The sequence below is a fragment of the Kineococcus aurantiacus genome (genome assembly GCF_013409345.1).
GTDB classification, from domain to species: domain Bacteria; phylum Actinomycetota; class Actinomycetes; order Actinomycetales; family Kineococcaceae; genus Kineococcus; species Kineococcus aurantiacus.
Genome location: NZ_JACCBB010000002.1, coordinates 103,243 through 115,347 on the forward strand (window position 1 = coordinate 103,243; position 12,105 = coordinate 115,347).

At 68.0% G+C, this 12,105-nt stretch carries 10 protein-coding genes and 2 pseudogenes; 3 read left to right on the top strand and 9 right to left on the bottom strand.

Annotation, left to right across the window (positions count from 1 at the left end; all coding sequences use genetic code 11):
* Nucleotides 1–34: 34 nt before the first annotated feature.
* The 5 genes and pseudogenes from BJ968_RS23430 to BJ968_RS23450 all read right to left on the bottom strand — a co-directional run bounded on the left by BJ968_RS23430 (nucleotide 35) and on the right by BJ968_RS23450 (nucleotide 3,453).
* Nucleotides 35–878: pseudogene (locus BJ968_RS23430) on the bottom strand (IS5 family transposase).
* A 64-nt stretch (nucleotides 879–942) separates the two neighbouring features.
* Nucleotides 943–1,241: pseudogene (locus BJ968_RS23435) on the bottom strand (transposase); the annotation flags it as partial.
* 401 nt (nucleotides 1,242–1,642) lie between these two features.
* On the bottom strand, nucleotides 1,643–1,819 hold the full coding sequence (locus tag BJ968_RS23440) for a RidA family protein (protein WP_179757342.1): 177 nt from the start codon (nucleotides 1,817–1,819) through the stop codon (nucleotides 1,643–1,645).
* Between the two features lie 249 nt (nucleotides 1,820–2,068).
* Nucleotides 2,069–2,287, bottom strand: coding sequence for an FAD-dependent oxidoreductase (locus BJ968_RS26125; RefSeq protein WP_179757344.1), 219 nt, complete (start codon nucleotides 2,285–2,287; stop codon nucleotides 2,069–2,071).
* A gap of 20 nt (nucleotides 2,288–2,307) precedes the next feature.
* Nucleotides 2,308–3,453, bottom strand: a complete 1,146-nt coding sequence (locus tag BJ968_RS23450) for a flavin monoamine oxidase family protein (RefSeq protein ID WP_179757346.1) — start codon at nucleotides 3,451–3,453, stop codon at nucleotides 2,308–2,310.
* A 1,825-nt stretch (nucleotides 3,454–5,278) separates the two neighbouring features.
* Here BJ968_RS23450 and BJ968_RS23455 point away from each other — a divergent pair.
* Complete coding sequence (locus tag BJ968_RS23455) at nucleotides 5,279–5,662, top strand: MFS transporter (RefSeq protein WP_179757348.1); 384 nt, start codon at nucleotides 5,279–5,281, stop codon at nucleotides 5,660–5,662.
* 786 nt (nucleotides 5,663–6,448) lie between these two features.
* On the opposite strand, the gene BJ968_RS27220 is transcribed toward BJ968_RS23455, so the two are convergent.
* The 3 genes from BJ968_RS27220 to BJ968_RS23470 are packed head-to-tail and all read right to left on the bottom strand — an operon-like array spanning nucleotide 6,449 to nucleotide 7,687.
* The gene (locus tag BJ968_RS27220) at nucleotides 6,449–6,850 is read right to left on the bottom strand and encodes a D-arabinono-1,4-lactone oxidase (protein ID WP_425491601.1); all 402 of its coding nucleotides are present in this window, start codon (nucleotides 6,848–6,850) and stop codon (nucleotides 6,449–6,451) included.
* Nucleotides 6,851–6,890: 40 nt separating this feature from the next.
* Complete coding sequence (locus tag BJ968_RS23465; RefSeq protein WP_179757352.1) at nucleotides 6,891–7,271, bottom strand: hypothetical protein; 381 nt, start codon at nucleotides 7,269–7,271, stop codon at nucleotides 6,891–6,893.
* Nucleotides 7,272–7,282: 11 nt separating this feature from the next.
* Nucleotides 7,283–7,687, bottom strand: a complete 405-nt coding sequence (locus BJ968_RS23470; protein WP_179757353.1) for an FAD-binding protein — start codon at nucleotides 7,685–7,687, stop codon at nucleotides 7,283–7,285.
* Nucleotides 7,688–8,087: 400 nt separating this feature from the next.
* On the opposite strand from BJ968_RS23470, the gene BJ968_RS23475 reads away from it, so the two are divergent.
* Nucleotides 8,088–8,807 carry a TetR/AcrR family transcriptional regulator gene (locus tag BJ968_RS23475; RefSeq protein WP_179757355.1) on the top strand — a complete coding sequence of 240 codons (720 nt, stop codon included), beginning with the start codon at nucleotides 8,088–8,090 and terminating at the stop codon, nucleotides 8,805–8,807.
* An 869-nt stretch (nucleotides 8,808–9,676) separates the two neighbouring features.
* Complete coding sequence (locus BJ968_RS23480; protein ID WP_218886601.1) at nucleotides 9,677–11,179, top strand: APC family permease; 1,503 nt, start codon at nucleotides 9,677–9,679, stop codon at nucleotides 11,177–11,179.
* A 104-nt stretch (nucleotides 11,180–11,283) separates the two neighbouring features.
* Here BJ968_RS23480 and BJ968_RS23485 read toward each other — a convergent pair whose 3' ends face one another.
* Nucleotides 11,284–12,084, bottom strand: a complete 801-nt coding sequence (locus BJ968_RS23485) for a TetR/AcrR family transcriptional regulator (RefSeq protein ID WP_179757357.1) — start codon at nucleotides 12,082–12,084, stop codon at nucleotides 11,284–11,286.
* Nucleotides 12,085–12,105: the final 21 nt, after the last annotated feature.

A 12,105-nucleotide genomic window follows, 5' to 3' on the forward strand; every position in this document is an offset into this window, starting at 1 on the left:
CGTAGGCGAGACGCCCGTCCGCTACCAACTCTTTTCAGTAAGGCGTCGTGAGTTTGCGGTAGCAGATCAGTGCACAGGTCAGCTGCAGCAGGCCCAGGTGCGGATCAGCGCGGACTTCGGAGCGGATGCGCAGCCGCTTGAACTGGTGCAGCCAGGCGAAGCTGTGCCCCACGACCCAGCGGGTGCGCCCGAGTCCGAAGCCGTGGACGGCGCCGCGGCGGGCGATGCGCGGAACGATGCCACGTGCGCGCAGGGCGCGGCGGTAGACGTCGTAGTCGTAGCCCTGCTGATGTCACGGTCGGCGAACAGGTACCGCGGGCGCAGGCGGGCCCGGCCGCGGGTACCGCGCACGATGGGGAAGGCGTCGACCAGAGGCAGCAACGGTGTCACGTCGTGGCGGTTGCCGCCGGTGAGGGTCACGACCAGCGGAACACCACCGGCATCGGTGAGCAGGTGGTGCTTGGAGCCGTTGCGGGCCCGGTCTACCGGTGAGGGGCCGATGCGAGCCCCCCTTTGAGGGCCCGCACGTGCGAGCCGTCCACGACTGCGGTGTCCAGGTCCAGCTTGCCGGCGGCGCGCAGTTCATCGAGCAAGACCTGGTGCCGCTGAGGCCACACGCCGGCTTCGGTCCAGGCCCGCAGTCGCCGCCAGCACGTGACGCCGGAACAGCCGAACTGTTCGGTCGGTACCTGGCCCCAGGTGCAGCCGGTGATCAGGACGTGCACGATCCCGGCCAGCGCGGCGCGGTCATCGCGGGGCAGGCGGCCGGGGTGGTGGAAGCGGCGCGGAGGGCGCGATGGCAGCAAGGGCTGCACCCGCTGCCACAGCCCGTCGGGCACCGGCTCCGCGACTCGCTGCGGCACCACCTCATCGGTCATACCGGCGAGGCTGTAACAGCCTCAGCGGGCTCGCAACTCATAGTGGAATGAGCTGTAAGGCAGCCTCCAGGTCCAGCTTCCCGGCGACGCGCAGCTCCTCGAGCAGGACCTGGTGCAGCTGCGGCCAGACGTCGGCTTCGGTCCAGTCCCGTAGTCGCCGCCAGCACGTCACGCCGGAGCAGCCGAACTGCTCAGTCGGCACCTGGCCCCAGGTGCAGCCGATGGTCCGGACATGGGCGATGCCGGCTGACGCGGCGCGGTCGTTGCGCGGCAGGCGGCCGGGGCGGCGAAAGGGCGCGGTGGACGCTGCGGCAGCAACGGCTGCACCCGCCGCCACAGCCCGTCCGGCACCAGCCCCGCGATCTCTGCGGCACCACCTCGTCGGTCATGTCATCAAGGCTGTGATGACCACAGCCGTCCCGCAAGTCATGGTGGAATCAGCTATCAGACCGGTTGACCCCCCTCGAGTACGAGGCCATCGTGCCCGCGTCGGCCAGTCCGGCCGCGTGACGCAGCTGTCACCTGATCGTGCAGCAGACCCAGGGTCCACGTCATCGTGTTCAAGCGCGCCCGGCCCTGTGAACTCCACCCGACCTTACGCAAGAGAAGGACGCGTACGACGCATCACTGTGACATGTGTCCTCTCACCTGCGATGCAGGACGGACCGCACTGTCCCGTCGGACACTGAGGTCCACCGCCCTCTCGCGTCGTCATTGACGCGGTGGTCCGGTGCGGCAGCGACGACGTCATCGCCCTAGCGATCTCAGGAACGAACGTGCGCGATGGCGCCAATCTCGATGAGAGCGCCTTCGCCGCCGAGGCTAGCGACCCTGAACCCCGCCCGTGCGCGGTAGGGCGCGGTGAAGTGCTTGGACTTGACCGGCAGGAACCGTGGATCGGTCTCGGCCATGCCGCCCTTGTGGAACGTCTGGAGCTGCACGACGTCACGATGGTGGCGCCAGCCTCGTCCAGGATGCTCTTGAGCGCTTCCAGCACGAGTTCGGCCTGGCGAGCCCCGTCGGCCGGGATGGTGCCGTCGGCCTCGATCCCCAGCTGGCCAGACGCGAAGATGAGGTCTCCGACCCGAAGCCCTGGAGCGAGTCCAAAGGTGGCGAGTCCTCCTCGGATCCTGCGGGGGCCAGGTACATGAAGTTTTCCCTGGCGTTGTCGGTCATCGGAAGTGCCCCGTTCAGAGGGTGGAGGTTGAGCTGGACGAGTAGGTCTCGAGGACTGCCGCGGCGGCGGCTTCACCGGCCTGGACGGCACCTTCCATGTATCCGGTCCACGCCGCGGCCGCTTCGGTCCCGGCGAAGTGGATCGGGCCGACGGAGGCCGACAGGGCTTCGCCGACGGCACTTAGCACGCCCGGAGGCAGGTAGGTGACGGGGGCGCCCATGGTGTGGTCCACGACCGGCCAGTCGGTCTCGACTAGGCCAACGGAGCCGCCGCCTCGGGACCGAAGGCCTGGACCAGCAGGTTGACGAAGGCCGCCCGGCGGTCCTCGTGCGACTTCACCGCCCAGGTGTCGTAGAGGTATCCGCCGATGAAGCCCACCATCGTGGCGTTCTCGTCACCGGGGCGGGTCGCATCGTAAGCGAGGCAGCCCAGATCGGCATCGAACACCTCGCCGGACAAGTCTTGCTCGCGCCAGAACGGGGCCGCGTAGCGCAGTTGGAGCTTGACCTCGCGGCCCATCGGCGCACGGGACTGCAGCTGGCGACGTGCCGGGGGCAGCGCCGGCGTGAAACGCAGGGCGTTGGCCGCTGCGGGCGGGGCGGCGATGATCAGCGCGGGCGCACGGTAGGTCCCCGTGGTGGCGTGCACGACCGTCTCGGTGCCGGTCCACTTGACGGCGGTCGCCTGCGCGTCGGTGACGACCGTGATGCCGTCGAGCTCCGCGATCCGTTCGGAGATCTGCTGGGCTCCCCCCAGCCACAGCGCGTCCTGTGCGGAGACCTGCAGCGCCCGGATTCCTTCGCACTTGGCGACGAACTGGGCCATGAACAGCGCCGAAACCTCGGCGGGGTCGGCGCCGAAGTAGGCGCTCAGGTCCACCACGACGATGTGCAGGACGACGGGGTCTTCGACCCGGGCGGCGAGCCAGGCTCCAGCCGACTGGGCGTCCAGCGTCCGGTGCTCAGGCGAGTCCCAGGGGCCGACCGGCCCGACGGTCTTGGCGAGGTCGTCGATCAGCCCGTAGGCTTTGGCCAGCTTGGCGTCGAAGCCCTCTGATCCGGCCAGCGACGCCGGGTAGCCCCCGTCCGGGGCGTGCGTGAGACTGCCGTCGACGCGGAAGAGCATGCGACCGCCAGGCCGGGCGCTCACTGCGTGCAGGCCCAGCGCCTCCCCCAGCGCACGAGAGCGGTGGTGCGTCGCGCCGATGAACATCCCGCCGAAGTCGACTGGACCACCCTCGAACGTCTGGTCGGTGTGCGTCCGGCCACCGACGCGGTCTTTGGCCTCCAGCACAGTGACCTGGAGCCCCTGCTGGATCAGCGTGTAAGCGGCTGCGAGACCGGACAGGCCGGCGCCGACGACGAGAACGTCGGGGGTCGATGGGTTAGTCGAGTTCATGCAGTCTCATCCTCTTCCGGTCGATGCTCGAGGAGCAGCATCATTCGCCGCTGGACTAACGCTAGTTAGGGTCTGTTTCTGACATGTCTCAGTGCGGTAACAGCAAGCTAACGAACATCAGGAAGCCGAAAACTCCTCACCGGCGTGTCCACCTGCTTCGTGGGCGCGACGCACGCCACTTCGGCGCGAGGGCCAGCCGACCTTGCAGCAGCCACAGCGCGGTGAACCCGTGCACAGGCTGGGCATGAGAGCAGTTCCACCGAGCCTGGCAACAGCAACCTCGAGACCCACGTGGCGATCAAGCATGCAGCTTCGACGATCGTCTCCAGACCCACTGGGCCACCGTCCCAGCGGCTCCATGATCCGATCCCTGGCAAGACGGTCGAGATCCGCGACGTCGCCTGACGGAAGGTTCCTGGCAGCGCAGGGTGCTGCGATGTTCTCATGGACAGGTCGTCCTCCGCGGTGACCCGCGCCTTCACATTCCCCCGCATGGAGGTCGGAAGCTCGAGGCGATGCGATCGCTCGCCAGCAGCATGTGGAACATGCAGCTATCCGACACCTTGAGCCGAGTACGTACGTGGTAGCCGATAAGTCGGTCAAGAACCCGGCGACCGTCGATCCGACCGAGGGCGCCAAGGATCCCGATGTCCGCTACGTGCAGCAAAACCTCAGTGCGACCTAACTCACCCCGTCGCAGCCGCCAAAGAACGAGCTCTTCCCCGTAGCGGCCTGACAATCACGGCCAGCCACGTCATGCGGTCGCGCTCCGAGTGCAAGACGACCAGAACAGGAGCAGCGATCGTCCCCATCTCCCATGGTCAAGACCGTGCGGTCAAGACCCCGCGGAAACGTGCGGACATCAGTGATGACGACCCGGGCAACCCTCGACCAGCCACCTTTGACGTGACTGATCACTCGATCGACAGAACTCGTCACCGCTCGTGTAGCCTAACGACTGTTAGAACCGAGCACCGGAGGACGATGGTGCCCACCTGAATACCGACGGCAGCGATGGGCACTGTCCTTGCTCGTCGTGCTCCCGGGCTTGTCGATCTCCTCGTGGGTGGCCCGGACTCCCGCGATCCGCGACCTGCTGAGCGCTTCGACCGGTGAGATGGGTCTGGTGCTGGGCGGACGTTCGATGGGCTCGACACTCGGGGTGCTGACGTCCAGCGCCTGGATCGGGCGGTTCGACAACCACCGCGTCGTCCTGGTGGGCGGTGCCGTCATGGCTGTCAGCCTTCCCCTCATCGGTACCGTCGCTGCGCTCGCGACCACCGCGACCGCAGCATCGCTCCTGCTCTTCGGTGCCGCGATGGGGCTGACCGAGGTCGCCCTGTACGTGGAGGGTGCACTGCTGGAAGCGAGGCTCGGTCGGTCCGTCCTGCCGGCGCTGCATGGCTTCTTCAGCTTAGGAACCCTCCTCGGATCCACTTCGGGCATGGGAGCGATCGCCGGGCGCCGGCCGTCCTCACCCACCTCGCTCTTGTCGCGGTGGTCGTGGTGGGCGTGGTCACCGCGACCGCCTGGCTGGTGTCGGTCGAGGTCGGCTCGTGTCGGTGGAGGGAGGCCGACGGACGCCGTCTTGGGGTCGGTAACACACTCCGGGCCGCCGCTGCTGCGCGACCGCCGACTCCTGGTCCTCGGTCTGCTCGTCCTCGTCATGGCAGGGACCGAGGGACGGTCAACGACTGGCTACCGCTGCTCATGGTGGACCTGCACCGCCTGTCGTCATGCAAGGGCTCCTTCGTGTTCGCGGTCTTCGCCCTGTTCATGGCGATTGGGCGCTTCACCGGCGGCTGGGTGATCCCCCACTACGGCAGTGGTCGTCGTCCTGCGGGGCAGCGCCGCCTGCGCGGTAGCAGGCATCGGTCTCGTCGCGTTCGGGCGGGGAGTGGGAGTGTTGATCCCGGCCGTCGTGCTGTGGGGCCTGGGCGCCTCGTTGGCCTTCCCGATCACCCTGTCCGCTGCAGGGGACTCGGGGCCGGACCCCGCCGCCCGGGTCTCTTTATCGGCGCTGGGCTGTGTCGCCTTCCTGGTGGAACCTCCCCTGCTGGGCGCTCTCGGCAAACACGGGGGACTCGCCCAAGCGGTGCTCGTCCCGATGATCGCGGTGGCCCTCAGTTTGTTCCTGGCCCACGTCGTCCAGCCACGCCGCCAACTCGATCCGGCTGCGACGGTTGCTCAGTCGTCGAAAGCTTCATGACCTACCACCCGCGCACGCAGAGGAGCTCGACGTTAACCCGTCTCGAGAGCGCCGCAGGCACCGAAGCGCCGAGCACGCGCGGATGGCCGAGTCCCCCGGGGCCGACGGTCCCTGGCGCCTGTGGGGGCCCTACGTCTCCGGCCGGCAGTGGGCATGTCCAGGAGGACCACACCCCCACCGGCGATGCCTGGACCGCCTTCCCCTGCGACCAGGCGCGCTCCCGCGCGTACCGCTGGGGCGAGGACGGCCACCGAGGTGGGAGCCACCTCGGGTGAAGACGGTTCTTACCACAGTGACGAGCAGCACTCCGTCGGAAGTGCGGGCCGTCTGCGGAAGGCCACCGATCACCGTACCTGCCACCTGAGCACATCGATCGAACCGCCGGCGCGGGCTGGTACCACTCTCCTGGCGCCGACCGACCTGCCAAATTGATGCCTTGTGGAGTTCGCCTGGATCGGGCCTTCGCACAGCAGCCGACTCCAGCAGCCGTCATGCTGGCGCGAGGAGTCATCTCCCCCGTCCCAGTCCGAGCAACGAGGAATCCTCGTAGATCGATCAGCAGGAGACATCCAATCAGATGCAGTGGCCGGTCTGCGGCTCCATCGTGCTCCGGCGTCGAGAAGACGCACACCTGTCGCGGGGAGGGTGACATTGAACCGTGGAGTCCTGGCGGCTGAAGCACGGTGAGCGTCGACGGACGCACCCCATCACTGTTGCTCCAGGGCAAGGCCGATCCAGCACGGAGGTGAAGCGGCGAACGAATTCGGTGCTCAAGCGGACCGGAAGTCAGCGCTCACTCGATAACCTGCGCAACGACGTGTTTATGAAGGTACCCGTGGTAACCAGCTGGTGGCGAAGCTGGATGAAACCATTCCACGGTGGGTACACGCTGCGATGGAAATCGGGGGTCCGCAGGTAGGGCTGTCTGCCCCAGTGCGGACGGACGGGGAAAGGGTCGAGCGCCCCCTCGACAGCGCGGAAGGAGGGACCGTTGTCGGGGCCCCAGGTGCGGCAAAGATTGATCGAGACGGATGCGACCCCAGCCGTGGGCGAGGGCCACGCGTCGTCCATGCGATCGTCCGGACTTCGACCGGGTAGACATCTGGAAACCGTCCGGGCAGTATCCGGTTCACGGCGATGGTGTCGAGCGACGTGTCGTAGGGGACGTATGGTTCCACCTCTTCCCATGCTGGTTCGTAGTGGTCGGGGTAGATGCGGTGGGGCCTGTTCACCCGGGCGGCAGAAAGCTCACTGTCAGGTGCGTCCACCTCGACGACGTCGTAGGTGTGAACCAGGGTCGGATCGACCATGCCCTCGGGTGCCGGGTGCCGGGTGCCGGGTGCACGACGGCGGACATGTAGTACACGGGCATGCGGACGAAACCGACGTGGCGGTGCGCGTGAGTCTCCTCGTCCCGCCGCTCCAACACCTCGGCGAAAGGCCAGAACGCCAACGTCTCGGCGAGCTTGAAGATCGGCTCGACGCGCAGATCGATGCTGACGATCACTCCCAGCAAGCCCACGGAGGCTCGCAGTACGGCAAGGCGCGGACCATCGGAGTCGATACCTTCGGCTTCACCGGAGGCGGTGACGACGGTCGCGCCGACCACTCTCCCCGACATCACGGAAGAGCCAGTCCCGAGCCGTGGGTGGAGGTGCTGATGGCGCCGGCAATGGTTGGCGAGTCGATCGCCCCCTGCTTGCTCAACGCCAGGCCGGCGTTCCACAAAGGCTCACCCAACGCTGCGATCGTGGTTCCGGCCCTCACCGTCACCCGGCGGGCTTCCACATCGATCGCGCTGATCCCACTAAGGCCCGAGACGTCCAACAGGACGTCGTTCACGGGCACCAGGGGCGCGGAGGAGTGCCCACTGCCGACCGGTCCGACCGTGACCCCTCTCCGGGTCGCGTCGGCGACGACCTCGCTGACCTGGTCCACGGACGTAGCGTGCACGATCACCTCGGGCTGGCAGTTCTTCGTGCCTGCCCAGTTCGTCCAGGTCGGGCTCTTGGTCGTCACCGACATGCGGTGCTCCTCAGTCACCGGCGACGAGTAGAGCAATCGGTGCGCAGCCGCACTTGTGCTCCCTTGAGACACGTTGGTCTACGAGCACCATCGTCGAGCAGTCCGTGGTCAGGTCGGGACCAGGACGACTGGCGGTCAACGGCAGGGCGTCGACCCCCGCGCACAGGGCTGGGTGGGCGCGACCTCCGCCGGAGCTCGAAGCGCCCATCGACGGTCCTGCGTGCTGCTCCACCCCTGGCAGGTGCCTGCGTAAAGCACTCGTGACACGACGGAAGGCTCGCCTGTCGGCGCCCAGCGACTCATCAGCGCCTAGCATGTCCGAGTCGCAGGTCTGGCAAGGCCCGCGACAGCGACGGCCTGCGAGGGGCACGGCCGGTGACGACAGCGGAGACCATGCACCATGGCTGGCACGGCAACGCAGACGACGCTGGAGGCGCGCGACAGGCTCGCCCGACACCTGGCCGGGATGGGCGATCCCGGGAAGACGCCGGCGCGACGCAACATCCTCAAGGCGTTCCTGCGTCTAGCGGCCGAGCACGGCGTGTCATCGGTCACCATGCGCATGCTCGGCCGGGCCGTCGGGATCCAGGCTCCGAGCATCTACGCTCACTTCCCTCAGGGCCGTGATGAGATCGTCGTGGCCTCTCTGCGCTGGAACTTCCACGAGTTCGGCTCAGCCCTCCTCGAGGGCGTCGCGAGCGCTGTGACACCCCGGGAGCACTGGGACGCCATCGTTCGCGTGCACCTGGTGCGGCAGCTGCAGCTGCCGGAGAGCAACTTGTGGGACCTGCTGGTTGCCACCGACCGGATGGCAGGCACCCTGCCCCCTCAGGGTCGGGCGGAGGCGAACCAGCTCATGGAGCTGCACGAGAGCATCTTGGAAGCCGCTGCTCGTGAGATGGGCGTTCGGCATCCGCGCCCACTCGTGGGCATCGTCGTGACGCTGCTGGAGGGGGCGACCCGTTGGAACGGCTGGGACGGAGACGAAAGCCACCTGCCGGCTCTGGCCGAGCGAGCTGTGCAGCTGGCCGGTGGGTTGCTGGAACAGGCGATCACCACGGACGTCCTTGTCCCAGGTCCCGTCGTGTCGCGACAGCGCGGCATCACCTCTGCGCACTGATCAGCGCTCCCGGCACCCGGTCAGCCTGGATCAGCGCCCGCGTACCGCCACTACCGGATCGGTCCTTGCCACCGCTCGCAGCGTGAGGACCTGAGCTCACCGGCGCTGGCCGCGGCGTGGTCCGTCGCGAGTCGGCGGAATGCCCGGCGTTCGGCGTACCGAGGTCTGAGACGTCAAGCCGCTGAGATCACCGGTCGTCGCCTGTCAGCGACCGCGACCAGTGTCACGACGGGCCGGGTGTGGGCGTCCACGCCGCGATCACCGTCGTGAGGTCGCCACTACTGCGGTCGACGTGGGTGCCGTCGCCCCTGTGTGCTGCGGCGTCCGACACCGGTGTGCCTCAAAGGGGTCTTCGGGCGTAGCCTGCGGTGCCTTCTGCACGCGCCGAACCATCGGCCGATTCGTCCACGGTGGAGCGCGGGAGCGATGCTGCTCGTGCCCGTGTCGGGCCTCTCGATCGCCTTGTCGTGGAGACCGACTCGTCGGGTACCACGCGCCATGCCTGTGAGGAGTCTGGTGGGGTGGGCGCGGGCGGTGTGGCCAGCGGCCCGCCGTGCCTCCTGCTGTCTTTTCCACCAATCGGCGGACGCGGTCCTGTCCTGTTCGACGAATACCGGTACGGCGATCCGCAACCGCTCGTACTGTGCGGCTTCTCTGGGGTCCGCCTACGACTCCTGCGGATGGGGCATCGGCCGCGCTTGGGAGTTTTCCTCAACGTAACAACGCGGTAACCTCGTCCCGCTCCAGTCTAACTAGCGTTAGGTTTCAACCGGAAGCACCGCTCCCAGAGCCGGGAGCGGCCGGGCCGACGCACCACACGACGACCGCGGCGCGAGACCAACGATGCTCGTCCGCCGCAAGGAGGAAGCATGAGCAACACCTCAGCCCGGCCAGTCACCGAGATCACCAGCGGTACCGCAGCCACCGAGTCCAGTCGGCTGTGCGGCAACATGGGCACGACCTCCTTGGTCCTCAGCGTCCTGGCCTTCTCAGCTCCGCTCGTCACGGTGGCCGGCTACGTCTCCTTCGCCATCGGCTTCGTCGGGCAGGCCGCTCCCCTGGCCTGGGTCGTGGCTACAGCGGTCCTGCTCATCTTCGCGGTCGGCTACACGACCATGACGCGTCACATCCCCCGACCCGGCGCGTTCTACACGTACATCTCCCTCGGCTTCGGCCGCGTGTTCGGCGTCGGCAGCGCCTACCTCGCCACCGTGTCCTACCTGGCCATCACCGCTGGCATCTACGCCTTCGCCGGGACATCACTGGGGTCCATGGTGAGCATGCTGCATGGTCCATCGGCTCCCTGGTGGGTGTGGGCTCTGGTCACCTGGGTGATCGTCACCGTGCTCGGGCACTTCAACGTCGAGCTGTCGGCGAAGGTCCTTGGCGTCGTCATGGTGTTCGAGATCGTGGTGGTGGTGATCTTCAACGTCTTTACGCTCGTCAAGGGCGGGGCCGAAGGCCTGTCGGCGGCACCCCTGTCCCCGTCGGCGTTCATCAACGGCGGGACGGGCATGGCGCTGCTCTTCGCCTTCGGCAACTTCATTGGGTTCGAGGCGACAGCACTGTTCCGGGACGAGGTCCGCACCCCAAACAGGACCATCCCGCGCGCGACCTACATCTCGGTGGCCCTCATCGGGGTCCTCTACGCGGTCTCGGCCTACTCGTTGATCATCGCCTATGGACCGGCGGCCGCTCAGGACAGCGCGAACAGCGCGCCCGGTGACATGTTCCACGACGCGCTGTCGCTGTACGTCGCACCGGCCGTCTCACAGGTGGCTATCCTGCTGGTGACGACCTCTGCGCTGGCTTCGGTGCTGTCGGTGCACAACGTTTCGGCGCGCTACCTGTTCAACCTCGGTGCGGACCGTGCCCTCCCCCACGCGTTGGCCGCGGTGCACACCCGGCACAAGTCCCCCCACCGAGCCTCGCTGGTCGCCGCGATCATCGTCTTGCTCATGGTCTCGCCCTTCGCGCTCGCCTCCAGCGACCCCGGCTTCCTGCAAGGCACTGGCAGCGGGATCGGCACGGCCGGGGTGCTCATCCTCATGGCGATGGTGAGCCTCGCGGTCGTGGCCTACTTCGCCCGTCGGGGCCGTCCGGCCGGCGAGTCGCGCTGGAACGTCCTGGTGGCTCCGATCCTGGCCTTCCTCGGGCTGGCAGCGGTCGTCGTCTTCGCCATCGCACGCTTCGACCTGCTGGTGGGCGGGGCTCCGGGCGAGAACCTGTGGATGCTGCTGGTACTGCTGGCCTTCGTGGCCCTGGGCTGTGCCGTGGCGCTGTACTACCGCGTCAAGCGTCCGGACCTGTACGCCCGCCTGGGCCGGCACGCCGACAGCGACCCGATCGAAGCCGAACTCGTCGACCAGTGAGCTGAACACGGCAGCTGAGGAGGCAGCCCCTCCTGGACACTGTCCGGAGGAGCCGCCCCTCATCGAGCGGCGCCCTGCGGCTGGCGGTGGTCTCCCTAGCGGTGTCAGTGCCCGTTCGAACGCGCCTGTGCCAGCACCCAGCCGCAGACGGCCACCGCCCGGTCCTCCAAGTGCTTCAGGTCCTCAGGCGCACCGGACCAGTCGTTCCAACGCCCCGCGCCTTCCAGCAGCGTCAGGACGAGCCGGACGAGAGAGCTGGGGTCAGGGACGCCGAGCTGGACCACGACGGCCGTGAGCAGGTCCTCGTAGCAGGCGACGTGCCCCTGTGCCGTGGCCCGGGCGGCATCGGGCAGCCCACCCACCTGCGCGTCGGTTGCCACGATGAGGTCCCACAGATCGCTTTCAGGGAGGGCGAGCTGGCGGCGCAGGTGGATGCGCACGAGCGTCTCCCAGGCGTCATCGGCCGTGGTGGCGCCGGCCAGGGAGGACAAGACCGCTCGGGCGAAGCGGTGGGCGGACCAGCTCAGAGACTGGATGACCACTTCGCGTCGGCCTCCGGGGAAGTGCGCGTAGAGGCTAGGCGCCTTGACCGACATCGCCTGCCCGAGCATCCGCATGGTCACCGAGGACCATCCGTGCCGAGCCGCCAGTCCTAGGAACGTCTCCAAGATCGCCAGCTTCATCGGCGACAGGTCCGTCCAGTCGGTCCTGCTGGTGTGCGCGTCCCAGCGCTGACAGGCTTCCTGCACCGCAGTGCTCAGCGTGGATCCAGCACCGGGTCCACCCGGGAGGGACGCCCTCAGGTCGATCACGGCCGGGGCGCTCGACGGGTCGGGCACCCAGGTTGCGCCCGGGGCAGCAGCGGCGGGACCGGCCCGCCCGTTCTCGGCATGCACCTGCGTCACCATCGACCTCCTCCGCCCCGG

Excerpts from the sequence above, each read along its gene's own strand:
- BJ968_RS23450 (WP_179757346.1), bottom strand. The coding sequence starts at position 3,453 with ATGAACTCGACTAACCCATCGACCCCCGACGTTCTCGTCGTCGGCGCC.
- BJ968_RS27220 (WP_425491601.1), bottom strand. The coding sequence starts at position 6,850 with ATGGGAAGAGGTGGAACCATACGTCCCCTACGACACGTCGCTCGACAC.
- BJ968_RS23470 (WP_179757353.1), bottom strand. The coding sequence starts at position 7,687 with ATGTCGGTGACGACCAAGAGCCCGACCTGGACGAACTGGGCAGGCACG.
- BJ968_RS23475 (WP_179757355.1), top strand. The coding sequence starts at position 8,088 with ATGGCTGGCACGGCAACGCAGACGACGCTGGAGGCGCGCGACAGGCTC.
- BJ968_RS23480 (WP_218886601.1), top strand. The coding sequence starts at position 9,677 with ATGAGCAACACCTCAGCCCGGCCAGTCACCGAGATCACCAGCGGTACC.